21 protein-coding genes are annotated in these 18,412 nt (G+C 40.1%); 6 read left to right on the forward strand and 15 right to left on the reverse strand.

Annotated elements, in window-relative coordinates:
- Nucleotides 1–3: 3 nt before the first annotated feature.
- Both ACN6NB_RS12000 and ACN6NB_RS12005 read right to left on the reverse strand, forming a co-directional pair.
- Nucleotides 4–372 (reverse strand): hypothetical protein, encoded by a 369-nt coding sequence (locus ACN6NB_RS12000; RefSeq protein ID WP_039180189.1) that lies wholly within the window; start codon nucleotides 370–372, stop codon nucleotides 4–6.
- A gap of 718 nt (nucleotides 373–1,090) precedes the next feature.
- Nucleotides 1,091–1,693 (reverse strand): TetR/AcrR family transcriptional regulator, encoded by a 603-nt coding sequence (locus ACN6NB_RS12005; protein ID WP_039180192.1) that lies wholly within the window; start codon nucleotides 1,691–1,693, stop codon nucleotides 1,091–1,093.
- 129 nt (nucleotides 1,694–1,822) lie between these two features.
- Between ACN6NB_RS12005 and cyoE the strand changes: the two genes are divergently transcribed.
- On the forward strand, nucleotides 1,823–2,728 hold the full coding sequence (cyoE, locus tag ACN6NB_RS12010) for a heme o synthase (RefSeq protein WP_126681550.1): 906 nt from the start codon (nucleotides 1,823–1,825) through the stop codon (nucleotides 2,726–2,728).
- A gap of 42 nt (nucleotides 2,729–2,770) precedes the next feature.
- Here the strand turns inward: cyoE and blaBPU are convergent, their stop codons facing one another.
- Nucleotides 2,771–3,559, reverse strand: a complete 789-nt coding sequence (gene blaBPU, locus ACN6NB_RS12015; protein WP_474253367.1) for a BPU family class D beta-lactamase — start codon at nucleotides 3,557–3,559, stop codon at nucleotides 2,771–2,773.
- 125 nt (nucleotides 3,560–3,684) lie between these two features.
- Entirely contained in the window at nucleotides 3,685–4,848 is a 1,164-nt protein-coding gene (locus ACN6NB_RS12020) for an acyl-CoA dehydrogenase family protein (RefSeq protein ID WP_048238960.1), read from the reverse strand.
- A gap of 144 nt (nucleotides 4,849–4,992) precedes the next feature.
- Between ACN6NB_RS12020 and ACN6NB_RS12025 the strand changes: the two genes are divergently transcribed.
- The 4 genes from ACN6NB_RS12025 to ACN6NB_RS12040 are packed head-to-tail and all read left to right on the forward strand — an operon-like array spanning nucleotide 4,993 to nucleotide 8,036.
- Complete coding sequence (locus ACN6NB_RS12025; protein ID WP_059374701.1) at nucleotides 4,993–5,757, forward strand: amino acid ABC transporter ATP-binding protein; 765 nt, start codon at nucleotides 4,993–4,995, stop codon at nucleotides 5,755–5,757.
- Nucleotides 5,754–6,614, forward strand: coding sequence for an amino acid ABC transporter substrate-binding protein (locus ACN6NB_RS12030; RefSeq protein ID WP_144491376.1), 861 nt, complete (start codon nucleotides 5,754–5,756; stop codon nucleotides 6,612–6,614). The genes ACN6NB_RS12025 and ACN6NB_RS12030 overlap by 4 nt, the downstream gene beginning before the upstream one ends.
- A complete protein-coding gene (locus tag ACN6NB_RS12035; protein ID WP_039180205.1) occupies nucleotides 6,611–7,309 on the forward strand; it encodes an amino acid ABC transporter permease in 699 nt (232 codons plus the stop codon). Before ACN6NB_RS12030 ends, ACN6NB_RS12035 begins: the two co-directional genes overlap by 4 nt.
- A 13-nt stretch (nucleotides 7,310–7,322) precedes the next feature.
- Nucleotides 7,323–8,036 carry an amino acid ABC transporter permease gene (locus ACN6NB_RS12040; protein WP_126681548.1) on the forward strand — a complete coding sequence of 238 codons (714 nt, stop codon included), beginning with the start codon at nucleotides 7,323–7,325 and terminating at the stop codon, nucleotides 8,034–8,036.
- A 35-nt stretch (nucleotides 8,037–8,071) separates the two neighbouring features.
- Here the strand turns inward: ACN6NB_RS12040 and ACN6NB_RS12045 are convergent, their stop codons facing one another.
- From ACN6NB_RS12045 to ACN6NB_RS12075, 7 genes are all read right to left on the reverse strand, one after another.
- Nucleotides 8,072–8,902 (reverse strand): manganese catalase, encoded by an 831-nt coding sequence (locus tag ACN6NB_RS12045; RefSeq protein WP_126681547.1) that lies wholly within the window; start codon nucleotides 8,900–8,902, stop codon nucleotides 8,072–8,074.
- 126 nt (nucleotides 8,903–9,028) lie between these two features.
- A complete protein-coding gene (locus tag ACN6NB_RS12050) occupies nucleotides 9,029–10,069 on the reverse strand; it encodes a 2,3-butanediol dehydrogenase (protein ID WP_017358082.1) in 1,041 nt (346 codons plus the stop codon).
- Nucleotides 10,070–10,139: 70 nt separating this feature from the next.
- The gene (locus ACN6NB_RS12055) at nucleotides 10,140–11,360 is read right to left on the reverse strand and encodes an MFS transporter (RefSeq protein ID WP_144491375.1); all 1,221 of its coding nucleotides are present in this window, start codon (nucleotides 11,358–11,360) and stop codon (nucleotides 10,140–10,142) included.
- Nucleotides 11,361–11,732: 372 nt separating this feature from the next.
- Entirely contained in the window at nucleotides 11,733–12,482 is a 750-nt protein-coding gene (locus ACN6NB_RS12060; protein ID WP_144491461.1) for an SDR family NAD(P)-dependent oxidoreductase, read from the reverse strand.
- 44 nt (nucleotides 12,483–12,526) lie between these two features.
- Entirely contained in the window at nucleotides 12,527–13,300 is a 774-nt protein-coding gene (locus tag ACN6NB_RS12065) for a class I SAM-dependent methyltransferase (RefSeq protein WP_106025823.1), read from the reverse strand.
- Nucleotides 13,301–13,386: 86 nt separating this feature from the next.
- Nucleotides 13,387–14,601, reverse strand: coding sequence for a formaldehyde dehydrogenase, glutathione-independent (gene fdhA / locus ACN6NB_RS12070; RefSeq protein WP_024423097.1), 1,215 nt, complete (start codon nucleotides 14,599–14,601; stop codon nucleotides 13,387–13,389).
- 413 nt (nucleotides 14,602–15,014) lie between these two features.
- On the reverse strand, nucleotides 15,015–15,617 hold the full coding sequence (locus ACN6NB_RS12075) for a class I SAM-dependent methyltransferase (RefSeq protein WP_059374696.1): 603 nt from the start codon (nucleotides 15,615–15,617) through the stop codon (nucleotides 15,015–15,017).
- Nucleotides 15,618–15,884: 267 nt separating this feature from the next.
- On the opposite strand from ACN6NB_RS12075, the gene ACN6NB_RS12080 reads away from it, so the two are divergent.
- Nucleotides 15,885–16,010 carry a YjcZ family sporulation protein gene (locus ACN6NB_RS12080; RefSeq protein ID WP_008342643.1) on the forward strand — a complete coding sequence of 42 codons (126 nt, stop codon included), beginning with the start codon at nucleotides 15,885–15,887 and terminating at the stop codon, nucleotides 16,008–16,010.
- A gap of 43 nt (nucleotides 16,011–16,053) precedes the next feature.
- Here the strand turns inward: ACN6NB_RS12080 and ACN6NB_RS12085 are convergent, their stop codons facing one another.
- From ACN6NB_RS12085 to ACN6NB_RS12100, 4 genes are all read right to left on the reverse strand, one after another.
- Complete coding sequence (locus tag ACN6NB_RS12085) at nucleotides 16,054–16,215, reverse strand: hypothetical protein (RefSeq protein ID WP_155267112.1); 162 nt, start codon at nucleotides 16,213–16,215, stop codon at nucleotides 16,054–16,056.
- Nucleotides 16,216–16,375: 160 nt separating this feature from the next.
- Nucleotides 16,376–16,510 carry a YrzI family small protein gene (locus ACN6NB_RS12090; RefSeq protein WP_064497892.1) on the reverse strand — a complete coding sequence of 45 codons (135 nt, stop codon included), beginning with the start codon at nucleotides 16,508–16,510 and terminating at the stop codon, nucleotides 16,376–16,378.
- Nucleotides 16,511–16,960: 450 nt separating this feature from the next.
- Nucleotides 16,961–17,191: a YrhC family protein gene (locus ACN6NB_RS12095; protein WP_144491374.1), complete on the reverse strand. Its 231-nt coding sequence runs from the start codon at nucleotides 17,189–17,191 to the stop codon at nucleotides 16,961–16,963.
- A 72-nt stretch (nucleotides 17,192–17,263) separates the two neighbouring features.
- A complete protein-coding gene (locus ACN6NB_RS12100; RefSeq protein WP_039180222.1) occupies nucleotides 17,264–18,412 on the reverse strand; it encodes a bifunctional cystathionine gamma-lyase/homocysteine desulfhydrase in 1,149 nt (382 codons plus the stop codon).

Here is an 18,412-nt window from a genome sequence, read left to right on the forward strand (position 1 = left end):
ACTTCACACTTTTAAGACACTAAGAACTTTATAATCTTCACAATAGAATTTAAAGGTCTCTTCTTCGAAATCTTCAACTAAATAGTTTAATCTTTCCCAACCTTTGTTAAGTTTTGATATGTTAAAACTTAATATCGACTCTTCATGAAAGTCTAAATCTTTTATTTCAATAGATATAACATTTATAAACTTAAGATGTATTTCAAAATTTTCTTTTGAGTTTTTATACGGTATGTTTAATTCGATTGACTTTATTCTTTCATAGGCTTCATTATAATCTTTGTAATAACGAAATTCGTTTAATTGCATTAAATGGATTACATTAAAATCTCTTATATATTTTTGAATTTTACTATCTAAATACCAATCCATTTCATTCACCTCCAAAAATGATATGTTTTTTCCTTACCTCTATGCCCATAGTAACTTTTATAATTCATAAAGATGTGGTTTTGAATGGTCTTTTGGCATTCCATGATCAGAGTGATCGACTCGATATTTCTTACGGCCGAACTTATCATTTATTACAGTTGATTTCTCCTTTATACCATTCTTAATACCCAATTCTCTTCGCAATCAGTAGTTTTCTTGTTTAAGTATGAATATCGTTTGTTTACATCCAAATGTATTGTTGATTCAAATACTATCTTATTACAGAATGGCTAAAAATCAGTTTTCCCTTATACACAAATCCATATATCGAGATACGGATTTTAAAAACAAATCATCTTCTGGATATAAAAAATCGTATTCAATAATATCTAACTTTATCTGCTGACCTTCATCTTAGATAACCTTTTCTTTTACAGCTTCTCTTTTTTCTTGAGTTGAACTCTTCCATTAAACTTTGACTCTTCTTCATAACAGATTGACCAGATGATTCAACTTCAATTTCAGTAATTCCGTAGTGAATTGTACAGGAGCCTTTACTTCTTCTAAAATTCAGTGTACCTAGAAATTAGGTGAATCCTTCAAATCAATCCCACTCAAAAGAACCAATATATCCTAAAATCGATCATCGTCTACTGAAACGTAAATTTCAGTCCAATCAGATTTCTCCTCCATATTAAAATCTGAAGAACCTTCATTTTTATTTAAAGGAAATTATTTTTTTTAGAGATTTTTCTAATAAATCAATTGGTATATGGTCATGACTAATATAGTGAAATATTGCAATACCATTTTCCAATGAGAGAATTGTCCATGCCATTTCTTCAGGTGAAAGAGTAGATGTAAGGTTCTCTTTTTCTATTAAATTCTCAATGGATTGAGAGATTTGTTTTACCGATTGTAGGATCATATTTGACCACTGACACCTTACTTCCTCATTTCTCATTGAATACAAAAGAAATTCCATATTAAGCAGGCTCCACGTCCGATTTTCTTCACAATTTTGAATAGACATTTGATTCATTTTTTCTGGAAAGTGTAAAAGAGAAGGCTGTTCTGCTAATAAAGCATTGATTTTTTTAACATGTAATTGCATTTGTTGTTCCAATAGAGCCAGAAATATCTCTTCCTTTGAATGGAAATGCGCATAAAAGGCCCCTTTGCTAAATCCTGCATATTCTGCCAATTTATCAATGGAGACCCCATGAAAACCATACTTGGCGAAATTCTCAACTGCAGAATTTATGAGTAATTTCCGTGTTTCATCTTTCCTTTCATTTTGCGTTTTTCTTTGTCTAATCATTCCTTTACCTCCTTATCTTGACAATCATACCATATAGAATTAATATACCAATTAGTATATAAATTCTATATGGTATATATCTTGATGTACAGCATAAACAATTAATCGCTATGGAAAAGGAGCAAAACAATGCGAAAGATGGGGAAAAAAATTCACAAAACGAAAAGGGACATAATCGCTCAAACAGTTAAATCAGGGATTATTACATCAAATTTAATCCCAATGTGTGCTGGCTTAACCTTGGCATTATACACTTATCAAATTGACATCCTTCATAAATCTATTGAGATACTATTTGCATTTGCAGGTTCAATTTTATTAATTGGTGCTGCTGGAGCTTTAAACAATTTGTATGATAGGGACATAGATTCCGTGATGAATAGAACAAAAAACAGACCTACTGTAACAGGAGAAGTCAATCTTAAAAAAGTTCTATGGCTTAGTATCTTAATGTCTATTTTAGGATTGATTTTTTTAGCATTTACAACCTATCTAGCAGCTATTATAGGATTGATTGGTTTACTTTTTTATATTTTCCCTTATACAATGTGGAGTAAAAGAAAAACCGTTTACAACACAGAAATTGGTAGCATTTCTGGGGCAATGCCGCCTCTCATTGGTTGGACGGCTATTTCACCAGACATCTCACACCCAGCTATTCTGGGGTTATTTTTCATTACAATTATTTGGCAGATGCCGCATTTTTACTCAATAGCTATTAGAAAGCAAAATGAATACAAGGCAGCAAACATTCCCATGCTACCTGTTGTAAAAGGAATGAAAAGAACATACTTGCAAACCAATCTTTATATCTTAGCAATAACCTTAAGCAGTTTTCTTTTCCGTTCTTTAAGCATAGGGCTTGTGCTTATGTCTTTTTTTCTAGGTTTTATATGGATTTGTTTAAGTATTTTAGGTTACAAACGAATGAATTCAGAGAAGTGGGCATCATTTATGTTTGTCTATTCACTAATTTATATGACAACTCTTTATTCAACGGTCATTATCTATACTCTTATTCGTCAAATTTTTTGATTTATTCAAACCTTAGTTGTGTAGATAACCATAAAAAGCATCCTAAACGGATGCTTCAATCAAATGATATTTTTTCAAAATACGATAGGTGATTTCTTTTGCTTCTAGTCCTGTGCCTTCGATATTTGTGGCGAAGATGTAGGTTTTGTTTTCATGTTTGATGAAACCTACGTACCAGCCAATGCCTGAGCCGGAGCCTGTTTTTCCGTATAGGGTGGCATGTTTCTCTTCTTTTTGGATCATCATTCGTTTGACCGTTCTCATGACAGATAGGTCAAATGGGAGACTTTCTTCATATAGCTGTTTGAGGAAATGGACTTGTTCTACTGGAGAAATGCGCAACGAACTGCTTAACCAAAATTGATCGATTCCGCCAGATATGTCTTCATTCCCATAGTGAATGGCTTTCACCCAATGGCTCATGCGTTCTTCCCCGATGTCACGCGCCATGGCTTGATAGTACCAGACGACTGAATCTCTCATGCCAGAGCCCAGTGTATGATCCTTATTCCAGTTATCAATTTCTCTTTTTACTCCGTCCCAATATTTGATGTCATATTCATCTCTCACCACGCCGGTTTGGAGGCCGATGAGGGCATTTGCCACTTTAAATGTTGATTGTGGGGCAAAGCGCTTATTCGCTCTTTTTTTGTTATACACCCATGGCGATTTTTCTTTTACTTCTTGGATCACAAATGTACCTTCCCTGTCTTTCAAGAATTCATCTACTGACCATGCTGGTGATGTTCCCTCACTTGATGACGGCTGACTGATACAAAGTGCCATCAGCATAATGGATGAAACCAACCATTTCATATGCTTTTTCTTCAAAAAAATCGCTCCTTTTCCCATGATTTGTATCGATTGTAGCATGCCTGAGCGATGAGACATAAGGTACGCTTGTCCTCTTTTCTACCAAATAAAAAAAGCCGGTTTCATCCGGCTTTCTGATCATATTAGCTTTCTTTTTTCTCTTCAATGGCCTGCTTCGCGATTTTTGAAATCGTCATATCATCCATTGGCGGGTTATGGAGCCCAGCACGAATATCTCGATAGTAACGCTGCAGCGGACAGCCAAGACTCAAACTTTTTGCACCGACTAAACGCATGGCTTTATCAACCACTTGCAGACTATGATTGACGACTGTATGCTTCACAGCACCGAATTCATTGATTAACAGCTCTCTTTTCTCTGGCTGTTCATACAATGTTGTCGTTGAATAGATGACGTGGCGTGCTTGCTTTAGTAGTAAATCAATTTCGCCAATCAATGTTTGGACATTTGGCAGGTCACTAATCGTTCCGCTGATACTGTTCGGTGAATGAGTGATGGCATACTGAACTGCATAATCTCTTGCCGCTTGCGCAATCCCTAAATAGCAGGAAGGAATATGTGCGATCCAAGGGTTTAACGTACCGCCTCGAGGTCCTTTTTGCACTTCAACAAGCATGTCATCTGAGACCACAACTTGATCTAAGATTAAATCATGGCTTTCTGTTCCTCTCATGCCGACAACATCCCATGTTTCTTCTATAGAAACACCTTCTGTATCACGGTGAATTAAGAAGAATCCCATCGCTTCTTTTTCTTCAATCCATACGCCGACTAAAAAGTATGTGAGAGCTGGTGACATCGTTGTGAAAATTTTACGTCCATTGATCACCCAGCGATCACCTGATTTAATCGCTGTTGTTCCAGGCTTGCCGCCTCTTGTTGGGCTGCCTGTCTGCGCCTCACTCACAGCGCGGTTGACAAGGGCGCCCTTCTTCACTTCTTCCGCAAAGAATTGCAGCTGTTTCTCATTCCATAGTTTCTTTTCATAAATTTCACCTACAACTCCTTGGTGCCAGCCGATCGATAAGGCAGTTGCTCCGTCCATGCTCCCAAGCGTTTCTTGAAATAGAACCATATCTGTTACAGATTGACCTCCGCCTCCATATTCAGCGGGGAGAGACAGGGTTGTATATCCCATGTTTACTAATGATTCGATATTCTTTTTAGGAAAATAAGCGCCTTCATCATGTTTTTTTGCGTTTTGTTCGATCGTTTCACGAAGAGATTCCAGCTGATTGAGCCATGTTTTTTGAAAATCGGTATCGACAAATAATGCTTTAGACAAAATGTATCCAACTCCTCTGTTTCTCACAATCTATGATATCTCATTTTTCCAATTGGAATGAATAAAACACACTTTACTTATAGGATTTAATGTGTTAAATTTTATCAATATTAAGTACATCTGTCAAAGGAACGTGATGCTTTTATGATCTCAGCTACTAATCTACATAAATCTTATGGGCAGACCCATGTGTTAAAAGGCATTGATTTTTCCGTACAAGAAGGTGAAGTGGTCGCAATTATTGGACCGAGCGGATCAGGAAAAACAACACTTCTCCGCAGTTTAAACAGCCTCGACATTCCAGACAAAGGAAAGCTGACTGTTGGAGAAGCCACGATTCAATTTGAACGATATCATAAAAAAGATCTTTTAAAACTAAGGCAGCAATCTTCCATGGTATTTCAGCATTATCACTTGTTTCAAAATAAACGGGCACTTGAAAATATTACAGAGGGATTGATTGTGTCTCAAAACATGTCTAAGAAAGAAGCAGAAAAGGTTGGAGAGCAATTTTTAACGCGGATTGGACTGCTTCATAAAAAGGATGCATTTCCGAGTGAATTATCTGGCGGGCAGCAGCAGCGGATTGGAATTGCCCGCGCTCTTGCGATGAATCCTGCGGTGCTTTTGTTTGATGAACCAACGTCCGCACTGGACCCAGAGATGGTTGGAGAAATCCTTGAAATGATCAAAGATATTGCAAGCCAGGGGATGACGATGGTCATTGTGACGCATGAAATTTCGTTTGCAAAGGACGTAGCGGATACGGTGATCTTTATGGCAGATGGGGAAATTGTTGAAAAAGGCTCACCAGAAGATGTTCTAATGAAGCCTCAGCATGAACGAACGAAACAATTTTTATCCAGAATTCATCGCGGAATGTGGCAAGGATCGGAGGAAGACATATGAAGCAAAAGACAGCATTCATGACATCTGGTGTCCTTCTGTTTCTCCTCTCTCTGATTGGCTGCAGCAGTGTAAAAACAACAACAGATGATGGAAAACAAATTGTGAAAGTCGCACTGAGTGCAGAGGTCAATCCACCCTTTTTAGCGACAAATGACCGAAACGAACCGATTGGCTATAACATTGATTATTTAAATGAAGTGGAAAAAAGACTTCCGCACATCCATTTTGATTACATATTTGGCGAGGAAGAATCCAATTTAATTGGTGTTGGCGCGGGGAAGTTTGAAATGGCAGCTAATTGGTTTTTCAGTAACCCTGAACGCGAAAAGCGGTTTCTTTATCCTAAGGTTCCGTACGGCTATTCGATGACAGGTTTAATTGTGAATGAATCAAACCAGGATATTCAATCGCTTGACGATATGACATCTAAAAAGCTGGCTCCTGTCAGTCCTAGCGGCGGATTGCGTTCCATATTAAATCAATATAATGAAGAACATGATCCAGATATTCCGCTGACAACCATTGAGAGCCCTTCAAATGAACTCAACTTAAAGCGCGTTGAAAGCGGACGGTCTGATGCGGCGTTTATGAATATTTCAACCTTTGATACCATTCATAAGAATCTGAATCTGAAGGTCAAAGTGGGCGGGATCGTGTCAAAGGAGCCGATCTATCTTGTCTTACAGCCAAGTCAAAAACAGCTTGCAGCAGATTTGGACCGGGTTACAAAAGAGATGATTGATGATGGAACATTGCCTAAGCTTGCGAAAAAGTGGTTTGGGGTTGATTTCTTTCAAGATATTGACTACATCTCAGAGCAAGGCTATCAATATGAAGAAAGGAAGGAAGCGTCATGACGTTTACAGCTGGAGATTGGCTGCGGATCTTTTTACAGGTACTTGAACGCCTGCCACTCACTTTTCTCATTATTGTAGTGTCATTGTTTTTTGCCATCTTGATAGGGCTTTTATTTGCATGCATTCGTATTAAGCAAATCCCAGTGCTGAAGCAATTGGCTGTTGTCTATTTATCTTTTACACGAAGTACGCCATTAATTGTTCAGTTATTCTTAATTTATTTTGGACTGCCTCAGCTTTTACTTGTGGCAGGAATTCAAATCAACCATTGGGATCGTGTGTTATTTGTGATGATGACGTTCTCTTTACATACGGGCGCTTATTTATCTGAAGTTTTTCGCAGTGCGTATTCATCAGTTGGGAAGGATCAGCTTGAAGCCGCCTACATTGTTGGGATGACAGATACACAGGCCTTGATCAGGATCATTATCCCGCAGGCCTTTCTCATTGCCCTGCCAAACCTCGGAAATTACACCATTGATCTTGTGAAAGACACGGCGATTGCCTTTACGATCGGGCTCATCGATATTATGGGACAGGTGAAGATCATCTTAGGAAATAACTATGGAATCGGCATGTTTGAAGTGTATGTAATCATTGCGATTGTGTACTGGCTCATTTGTATGAGCATTGAACTAGTCACCATGCTGCTTGAAAAGAAATTTGTAAAAGGCCGCACCAGCCTGTCACGTTAAGGAGGCGATTTAGATGCAAACCATTGATATTCAATTTGCGATTGACCAAGTACCTCATATTCTAAAAGGCGTTCCTTTCACCTTATTAATTGCACTAGTTTCTATGGCTGTGAGTCTTGTGATCGGATCTGTTTTTGCTTTTATTCGTCTCTTTCGCATCCCTGTACTCAGGCAGTTGGTCACGCTCTACGTCTCCTTTTTTAGAGGTACGCCTCTAATTGTTCAACTGTTTGCTTTCTTTTATGGGCTTCCTTTTGTTCTAACTAGCATGAGCGGCACATTCGGGCTGACCTTTCACCCGGACATGGTCTCCCCATTAGCTGTTGCCCTCATTACCTTCAGCCTGCATTCAGCCGCCCATTTAACAGAGGTGGTGAGAAGTGCACTTCTGGCAGTAGACAAAGGGCAGCTGGAAGCGGCAAAAATTGTAGGCATGACCACAAGGCAGGCGATGCTTCGCATTATTTTGCCGCAGGCATTTGTTGTGGCCTTACCGAACCTAGGCAATCAGCTCGTTCAGCTATTAAAAGCGACATCTCTTTCGTTTACAATTGGGGTACTCGAAATCATGGGTATTTCCCGGATCATTGCAAATGACGGCTATCAGTTTTTAGAAACTTATCTCGTCTCTGCTTTGATCTATTGGCTGCTAAGCATTGTCTTTGAATTAGCTTTTGCATTATTAGAGAAACGTGTCAGCGTGTACGGCAGAACTCTCGGACGTTAAAAAGTCGATCAGGCACAAAAACCTGATCGACTTTTTTATTCACCCTTTTTTGGTGTGTTAAACAGTTCTTTTGGTGCGGGATTGAGCTTTGGTGCTGAGCCGAATACGACAGGTGCAGAAATATATCTGAACTCTCCTTTTCCATCCATGCTGCGGCCATGTGCCCATCTGCCTTCCTTGCTTTCTTCCCCTCTTGAAAAGTTAAACAAATCATAGGATACTTGCTGTTTTTCTAGTGAACGAGGGAAAGTAGTTGGTACGACGACATCCCCTTCCCGCTCTTCTAATTCCTTAATTGCCGCAACCCACATATTTTGATGATATGTATCACGAGCAATGAGGAAGGAAAGCATATCTTTGACGCCGCGGTCATCTGTCATCTCATAAAGCCTTGTGACCTGAAGTCTCCCCTGTGATTCTGCATTTAAATTGGCTCTGAAATCCGCCATTAAATTTCCGCTTGCAATGATATACTTGGCATTCCACGGATACCCTTGACTATCCGCTGCCATCGCCCCTAAGCCGGCAACAATTGCATGCTGCGGATTCATTCCGCCCATAACAGCCGCAAGTGCCGGATCACTTTGATACGCCTGTTCCTGTTCTTTTACCGGTGCTTTATCAAGTAGACGAGCGATCATTGTCGCCAGCATTTCGACATGACCAATTTCCTCTGTACCAATATCAAATAATAAATCCCTATATTTTTGGTCTGCCCGGCAATTAAAGCCTTGAAATAAATATTGCATCATCACACTAATTTCACCATATTGACCGCCTAATACTTCTTGCAGCTTTTTCGCGTAAAGCGGATCAGGCTTTGAGGGCTTTGCTTCATATTGCAATTCTTTGATGTGATAAAACATGATGTCATCTCCCTTATCATGAAACATCTTTTCAATTATCACTATTCAACCGCAGCTCTCTTTATGAAAATGACCTGTTCACATAAAAAAAGAGAATGGCTTATGCCATTCCCTTTGTCATCTTACTTATTCAGCACTGACTAAAATTTTCACTTGATCTTTTTCATTGATTAAAGCATGGAAGCCATCCTCGATCACATCGTCCAGCTTGATTTTTTTCGTGACGAGTGTGTCTGCAGAGAAATAGCCTTTTCTCATTAAGTTTAATACAGATGGGAATACGTCTCTGTAGCCGATAATTCCTTTCACTGTACGTTCTTTAATGACAATATCGTTCGGCATAATTTCTGCGCCCTTTTCCCAAATACTTACAATGACGGTTTCACCTGAAATTCTAGTTGATTGGATTGCTTGCTTCAATACAACAGGTACACCTGTCACTTCAAAAGAAACATCGACGCCACCGTTTGTACGGCGTGCGATTTCTTGAACAACATCTTCATATTGAGAAGGATCTACAATGATCGCTCCAAGCTCTTTTGCTTTCTCTTGGCGTTCTTTTGATAATTCAACTGCATAAATATCAGTAGCACCAGCTGCTTTTAATGCTTCAATGACAAGTAAACCAATTGGTCCGCAGCCAAACACAGCCGCTGTATCCCCAGCTTGTACTTTACTAGAACGTACCGCATATAAAGCAACTGCAGAAGGCTCAACAAGCGCGCCTTGCTCATATGAGATTTCGTCTGGTAATAAATGAAGTAATTCTTCATCAACTGATACATATTCAGAGAATCCACCGCCGCCTCCGGCAAGTCCTAAAAAGCCCATGTTTTCATCTAAGTTATAAGCACCTTGATGCCCGTGAGTTGCAAAAATAGGTTCTACAACCACTCGATCGCCTACTTTGTAATTGCTTACGCCTTCTCCTACTTCAACAACTTCCCCAGAGAACTCGTGTCCCAATGTAATTGGTGCTTTTTCTTTTGTAAGTGGATGAGGTTCATTCACAGGAATGAAGATCGGTCCGCCTAAATATTCATGTAAATCACTACCACAAATGCCGCACCATTTTACTTTCAGTTTCACTTTACCTGGAGCAACTGTTGGTTCGTCAATTTCCTCTAGTCGAATGTCCTTTTGATCGTGCCAGCGTAGTGCTTTCATTTGTAAGACTCCTTTTCTCATCAATTTAATTAACTTACTTAAATAATGATAACATAATTTTTTTAATTTTCTAAGTAGGATGCACTATTTTTTTGACAGTCAATGGACGAAAGATGACAAAACATAGCAATAGACAGATAAGAAGCATACATATACACCCAATGATGACAGACATTCTGATTGATAAAACATGAGCGAGCCCGCCGAATATTCCTGTCATGGCTATTGTCAAAATGGCTTCAATGAAAGCATAAAAGCTGGCTATCCTTCCCATCACCTCTACTGGGATATTTGTTTGATAGAACGTCATAAAACCTGTATTCGCAAAAGCTAAAAAGAAGGCTAAAACAAAAAATCCAACAGCGGCTGCAAATAGGGTGCTGGAAAATGCATATATAAGATAGCCAAACGCCACAAACAAACTGCCGACTCCAAGCATCAGCGAAACTGACAGCCTTTCGACAATGACCGAATTAAGACTTGCCCCTGCGATGATGCCTGCTCCAGCCACACTAACAAGAAGGCCATATTGGGTATCAGTCAGCATCAGTACTTCTTTTGCAAAGGCTGTTTCAAGTGAGTCAATGGCCGTAGGAAGGACCGATATCGCCGCACTAAATAATAAATATACCGCCATGATCTGGCGTGACGTCAGACTAAATCGCAGAACCAGCTTGGCATCCTCTTTTAACATTGAAAGGGAAAACCCCTTTTGGCCAGCATCTGTTTTGAGCAAATTCGGTAAACACATCGTTAACAGAGCAGATATCAAAAGGCAGAACGCATTTACATAAATTGAAAGAACAGGCGTCCCGATGAGAAAAAGCAGACCTGCTGCTGCGGGTCCAAGTAAAAATCCACCGGATTGTAATAAAGAGCGAATGGCATTAAACCGTTTTCGGTTATCGGCCGGGATGAGTCCTGTCATATACACCATCGACGCTGGATGAAACATCGCTTGTGCCATCTGTATGAAAAACACCATGACATACAGGATGAGCAGATGTCCTGAAAATAAGGCAAAAGGGATGCATGCAATGAGCAAAGCACGGGTAATATCTAAACTGATCATCACATTCCGCTGATTCAGCCTGTCAATCAAACTGCCAGACCAGCTATTGGTTAAAAGAGAAGCTGCCGGTCTTAGCAAATAAACTGCTGTTACAGCAAGTACAGAGCCCGTTTCTTGAAAAATAAGCAGATGGAGGGCAATCATATAAATCCATTCTCCTATGTTTGCGATCCCGATGGCTCCAAGCAAAATACTCATATCCCGCCAATGTTTTTTCATCATTGTCCCCCCTATTTGTCATAAAAAAAATCCCGCCCCCAAGACATTTCTGTCTTGAGGACGGGATTTACTCCGCGTTGCCACCTCAGTTCATTCATCTGTTGCCAGATGAACCTTAGCGGGTGATCATTCACCCTTCTCTGTAACGGGAGAAATTCGCTGCACCACCATCCGAGAGAATCCGGTGCAGAGCTAAGAGGCTTGGTTCCATCATGCTTCCCAGCTCCTTCTCAGCTTCACGGAGTTCTCTGTGTGGGGCAGCTATGATGTACTCTTCTCTATTAGCGCTGTGTCTTTTTTTCATCACGATCTTCAGCTGAATTGTTACATATTGTACTGCCGCTTGATCAAAGCGTCAATGTTTTTTTCATATTAATCCGCATAAATCATTTTTCTAGTCATGCCGCCATCAACAACCAAATCTGTGCCGGTCACAAATTGATTGTCTTCATCTGTTAAATAAAAACAAGCTTTCACAATATCCTTAGGGGTGCCGACTCGATTGGAAAGATGCTGCTGATGGTCAATTTCTCGAAGACTTTTCTCATCTTTCGTTTCAATCCATCCAGGGGAAATGCTATTCACCGTAATATGATCCTCACTAAAAGAAACTGCCAAGGCATGAGTAAGTGCAGAAATCCCGCCTTTTGATGCAGCATAAGCTTCCGTATGAGGCTCTGACATGGTCGCACGGGTAGATGAAATGTTCACAATGGAACCGCCGTTTGGATTCTCTTTGATATAACGTGCTGCTTCTCTAGCGCATAAAAAAGTTCCTCTTACATTTGTATGCAGCACATGATCCCACTCATCGACCGTCAACTCATAAGGCGATGCTGTGAACATGACACCAGCATTGTTGATGAGAATATCAATCGTTTTACAGCGCTCCGCTGCAAACGACATTAAGCGCTGGATATCCTTCTCTTGTTTCACATCCGTTTTGATGAAATAAACTTCATAGGACTCTTTTCTCAGCTGCTCCTCCAAACGCTTTCCCTTTTTTTCATCTATATCAGCAAGCACCACACGCGCCCCTTCTTTTGCATAACCGCAGGCGACCGCTTCACCAATTCCATTGGCTGCGCCTGTGATGATGACGGTTTTTCCTTTAAAATTCAGCATTTGATTGATTCCTTTCTATGACTGGTTTGAATGATTTACTTTTACCCTTTCCTGAAAAGAGCAATCCAGTCATCTACCTCTATTGATTCTATTTGATCCTCTGTCATTTTCAATCTATAATATTGCTTTATTTTCTCGTTAGCATCTAACAAGTATTCTGTAACAATCTCTTCTTCCTTTAAATTTTTCGTTGTTCGCTTGACCCATTCCTGAAAAGGATAACGTTTTTTTCGTTCCATTGATCTCACTTCTTTTAATCCCTCTTCTAAAAACAATTTCCCCCATTGTTTTGTCGATAGACAGGAGACATGACTTGGGTCTCTCAATCGTTCTAGCTCATTGATAAATAGTGCAAGCTCTTCATCATTTGGCGAAACATTATCAATAAAGAAAAACAGACCATTTGACTTTAATACACGAGATGCCTCTTTGGCAAACTGTTCAGGGTGCGGGAAATGGTGTGCTGCAATTCGGCATGTGACCATATCAAATGTGCCATCTAAAAAAGGAAGGCTCTCTGCATCCGCTACTACATAAAAAATTTGTGGATACGCTTTTAAATGAAGTGATGTATGAGAAAGCATTTCTTTCGTTAAATCCGTCGCAAACACTTGTTTCACATATGGAGCCAGTGTTTTTGCGGTATGCCCGCCACCAGTTGCTATATCGAGAACGACCCAGCTTTCTTCTGGAGCTGCCCATTCAACAATTAGATCTAGGTCTGCTCCCTTTGCATGAGTTTGACTCGTCACATACTTTTCTGCATTTCTCCCAAATTGTTCTATAACTCTTCTTTTGGCTTGATCTGTATTCATCTGATTCCTCCCCTTTGAAATAGATTGGATTTTCCACAATAAAGAGCCGTCCCATTTTATTGAGCGGCTCCTTTCATGTTAAAAGTTTATCGAGAAAGCATCCCGTGCGGGTCAATCACAAATTTCTTCGCCACACCCGAATCAAAGTCACTATATCCTTTAGGAGCTTGATCAAGGTCAATGACGGTCGCATTGACGGCTTTGGCGATCTGTGCTCTTCCGCTTAAAATGGATTTCATTAGACTGCGATGATATTGCATAACAGGGGTTTGACCTGTCACAAAGGTATGAGCTTTCGCCCAGCCAAGTCCAATTCGCACTTTCAGAGAACCGACTTTTGCATCGGCATCCACTGCTCCTGGATCTTCTGTGACGTAAAGCCCTGGAATTCCAAGCTTGCCGCCAACTTTGGTAATATCCATAATTGTATTTAAAACGGTCGCTGGTGCTTCTCCCTGATCTCCATGACCCGAAGCTTCAAAGCCGACACAATCGACAGCACAATCGACTTCTGGCTCCCCTAAAATATTCGTGATTTGTTCGCCGATTCGATCATGTTTTCGTAAATTGATCGTCTCGCAGCCGAAGCTTCTTGCCTGCTCCAGTCTTTGCTCATTCAGATCTCCAACAATCACAGCAGATGCGCCAAGAAGCTGAGCCGAATGGGCTGCTGCAAGACCTACTGGACCAGCACCTGCAATATATACGGTCGAACCAGGCTTTACTCCTGCCGTATAAGCACCATGAAAACCTGTCGGGAAAATATCGGAAAGCATTGTGAGATCAAGGATTTTTTCCATCGCTTGATCTTTGTCTGGAAATTTGAGCAGCTGAAAATCTGCATATGGAACCATGACATACTCGGATTGACCGCCAACCCATCCGCCCATATCTACATATCCATAAGCAGAGCCTGGACGGTCCGGGTTTACATTTAAGCACACATGGGTCTTTTGTTCCTTACACATGACGCAGCGTCCGCATGCAATATTAAACGGAACGGACACGAGATCTCCTTTTTGAATAAATTCCACATCTCGCCCAACTTCAACGACTTCACCTGTAATTTCATGACCAAGGACAAGTCCTTCAGGTGCAGTCGTACGCCCTCTTACCATGTGTTGATCACTTCCGCAAATATTCGTCGTCACTACTTTTAAAATGACGCCATGCTCACATTTGCGCCCCACATTGGCTTTAGGTACACCCGGGCCATCTTTTAAGACCAAATCAGGGTATCCAATATCCTCAACTGCTACTTTTCCTGCTCCTTTATAAACGACACCTTTGTTTCCCGACATGATTTCATTCCTCCCTTTTGTTTAAAAATGAAGTCTCTACAATTTTCTCTATTTCTTAAGCAATTTCCTTCTTCAAACCGCAAGTTATGTGAAAAAGAAGGGGGTACATGTCTACGTGAGAAAGAAAAATGTGTCTTCCAGTGAAATAAAAAAGAAAATATTGAAAAAAAAGCTAAACTTTTGCAGAATGGTGTCGATATAAGAAATAAGCCAGACAGGTATCCTTAATCGACAAACAAATTCCTTATATATACTATCATTCCTTACACACCTGGCTGGCGCCTACCTTACATACAAAAGGCTCTTCTGATGAAGAGCCTTTATTTATTTTTACATTCGATTGTAGGCAAAGAGGCTCCTCTGACGAAGAGCCTCTTTTTGAGTGCTTGTTCATTACCTGGGAAATATTTTCATCATTTTAAAGCTTTGATACAGATGTATGTATCATAGTGATAAACCGAGACTTCTCTAAAGTGATATGCTGAAAACAGACGGCTGATCTCTTGTTCACTGTACGATGAAAAAGATGTTGACCGTTTTTGTTCCTTTATCAGCTCCTGCTTTTGAAAAGATAAAAATACTTCACCATCCACTTGAAGGACGCGGTATACTTCCTTCATAACTTGCTCAATATCCTTCAAGTAATAGATCGTCTGCACCGTAAATAATTTATTGAATGATCTGTCTTCAAAAGGTAATTGCTCAGCTTTACCAAGCGTAATAACGGCTTTGTCCTGTTCCGCAAGCTTCTTATGTTTTCTTTTTGCATATTTAATCATATGACGAGAGGCATCTACTCCATATACTTTTCCGCGGTCAAGTTTTTCTGCTACCTTTGATAAGGTGATGCCTCTTCCAGTCCCAATTTCTAAAATTTTGTCATTTTCTTGTATATTTAAGAGTTGAAGCGTCCATTCATTGATATTATGATGATTTTTTTCCATATAGCGGGCAACCCATTTTGAGAACAAGCCTTTTGGTTCTCTCATTTGTTTTCCAATCCAGCTTTGAATCAATGTTAACACCTGCTTTTCACCAGTAAATATAACTATTTACAAATTTTCTTACTTTTCATATCGGCTCTCACCTAACATAAATTAAGACCTAGTCCTAATTTATTTGTCCTTTATAAGACGCTCCTTTTCAGAAAATGTTTCGCAGAAAGTGAAAATTTTTTGACCTGAATAGGCGTTTTCATTATTTGTGCTCAGATTGATTTCGTTTTCTGCATGAGCTGCATAATTTATAAATGTATCTTGATAAGATAAAGGTGGTGCTAGATTATGGGCTTTGGCGGTTATTCTGGAGGCTACTGCGGTGGCTACGGTGGCGGTTTTGCAGGCGGATTCGCATTGCTTGTTGTACTGTTCATTTTGTTGATCATCATTGGTGCAAGCTGGATTTGCTAACGTAAAAGGAGCAGGAAACCATGACGTTTCCTGCTCCTTTTCTTTAATACCAATAAGTCCGGTACTGATACATATAACGTCTGAGCATTTCCTCTTGCTCTCTTTGCATGCGGTATGGATTGCCGTACCCGTGCTTTAAGGAATGCGGAATAGATGCATATCCGTGCCCCACAGACGGAAATCTCATATATGGTGACATCGACATTTATTGATCACCTCACAATCTCCTTTTACGGTTATCATATGTGCAGGTGATCAATGTGGAGCGTGTCTAAACCTGGTCCTTCTCCCTCGTATAACAATCAAGCATGGCAAGCATCATAAACATGTCAATCTCCTCCTTTTCACTTTTTTCATTTCCTGTTTTAGTTCATATACTTTAGTTGTTTCTGTTTCATTTCTTCATAAAATGTTTCGACTTCTTGTTCGTAAAGAACAGTTTCAATATCCTTGTATTTACGTTTGATCGTCAATGTAATAAAAAATAAATGGATTGTCATATACGCTCACCTCCCTTCAGTTCGCAGCACGCGAAATAGCCCGCAGATCTTCTTTATCAGTTGACCTGCGGGCACACAAAAATACAGCTCAAAAGACATTGTCTTCCAACCTGCAATGGATGATACGTGTGAAATCCTCGTTTACTACTTAAACAGTTATAAAGCGTGCACCGTATAAGGCAAAGGAAGAACACGAACTCTTCCACAGGCTGATGACATGATGAAATTGTTGGTTGAATTGATCACAAGTAGATACGAATAACATATTCTTCAGCCTCCTTTACGTTTTTTTAATTACTTTGTAAGTATATCCAGCAAGCACCATTTTGTAAACCTGTTTTTAGTAATATAGATGATTTTTGTGTTTTTGACTAAATTTCTACAGTTATTCTTGTCCGATTGTCCAATACAATGAAAAAAGCCCCTCAGGCACATGAGGAGACTTTCGAATTAATCTTCATCTAATTCTTGCAGTTTCTTTTGAAAGAAAATCGCACGTTTAACACAAACAAAAGCTGCTAATAAGAAAACACAATCTATTCCCATCATCAGCATTTGTGGAGATGCTTCGATGTGCTGGTTCGGTAAGATCGTACCAATATATAAAAAGGTGCTGACAGCAAGCAAAATAAAAGCGTACTGCTTGTAATCTGTCACTAAATCACTCCACTTTTTCTTCACTTGTTTCACCTTCCAGTTATCAATGTCTATTCATAGCTTAACATAGTGAGAGAAAGCGAGGAGCATGTAAATCTATCCATTCGCCAGCGCGCTTAGTCCTTGCTTGATATCATGTAGTAAATCATCAACATCTTCAATCCCAACGGAAATACGAATTAAACCATCTGTGATGCCAAGCTCCTCCCTGCGGTCTTTTGGAATGGACGCATGGGTCATCCGGGCAGGGACAGAAATTAAGCTTTCAACAGCTCCAAGGCTTTCTGCGATCGTAAACAGCTTTAGCTGGCTCAAAAATACATCAACATGTTCTTCTTTTCCAATATCAAAAGAGATCATTCCACCGAAGCCAGATGCTTGTGTTTTCGCAAGTTCATGGCCAGGATGAGTACCGAGACCTGGATAATAAACACGTGTGACAGCTGGATGTTGCTTTAAAAACTCAGCGATTTTCTGTGCATTTTGTTGATGTGCTTCCATTCTTAGCCCAAGTGTTTTCATCCCTCTCATGAGAAGCCATGAATCCTGCGGTCCAAGAATTCCGCCTGTCGAGTTTTGAACAAAGTGCAGTTCTTCTCCAAGCTCTTTCGTCGCTGTGACGACAAGCCCGCCCACAACATCACTATGACCGCCTAAATATTTAGTCGCACTGTGCAGAACAATGTCCGCACCATATTCAATCGGCTTTTGGAAATACGGTGTGAAAAATGTATTATCGACAATCATCAAGATGTTGGCTTCCTTTGTCAATTCGCCGATCGCTTTTAGATCCGTCATTTTGAGTAAAGGATTGGTTGGTGATTCAATGTAAACGGCTTTTGTTTCAGGTAAAATGGCTTTTTTCACCGCTTCAGGATCACTTGTGTCAACAAAGGTTGCAGTAATGCCAATTCGGTTTAGCACCTTTGTGATGACGCGGTAGGTTCCGCCGTACACGTCATCTGTCAGGACAATATGATCCCCGCTGTTAAACAGCATCATCACCGCCGTAATGGCTGCCATTCCTGAACCAAATGCGTAACCGTTTGCTCCTCCTTCAAGATCACGAATGACTGTTTCCAGTGCGGTTCTTGTTGGATTTGCTGTTCTGGAGTATTCATACCCCGTATGTTCGCCTGCTTTTGGCTGCTTATACGTGCTCACTTGGTAAATAGGTACAGACACGGCGCCTGTTCTTTCATCACCCGTTGTTCCGCTGTGAATCATCATTGTTTTTGGTTTCAT

The sequence above is a fragment of the Bacillus sp. 11B20 genome (genome assembly GCF_056098985.1).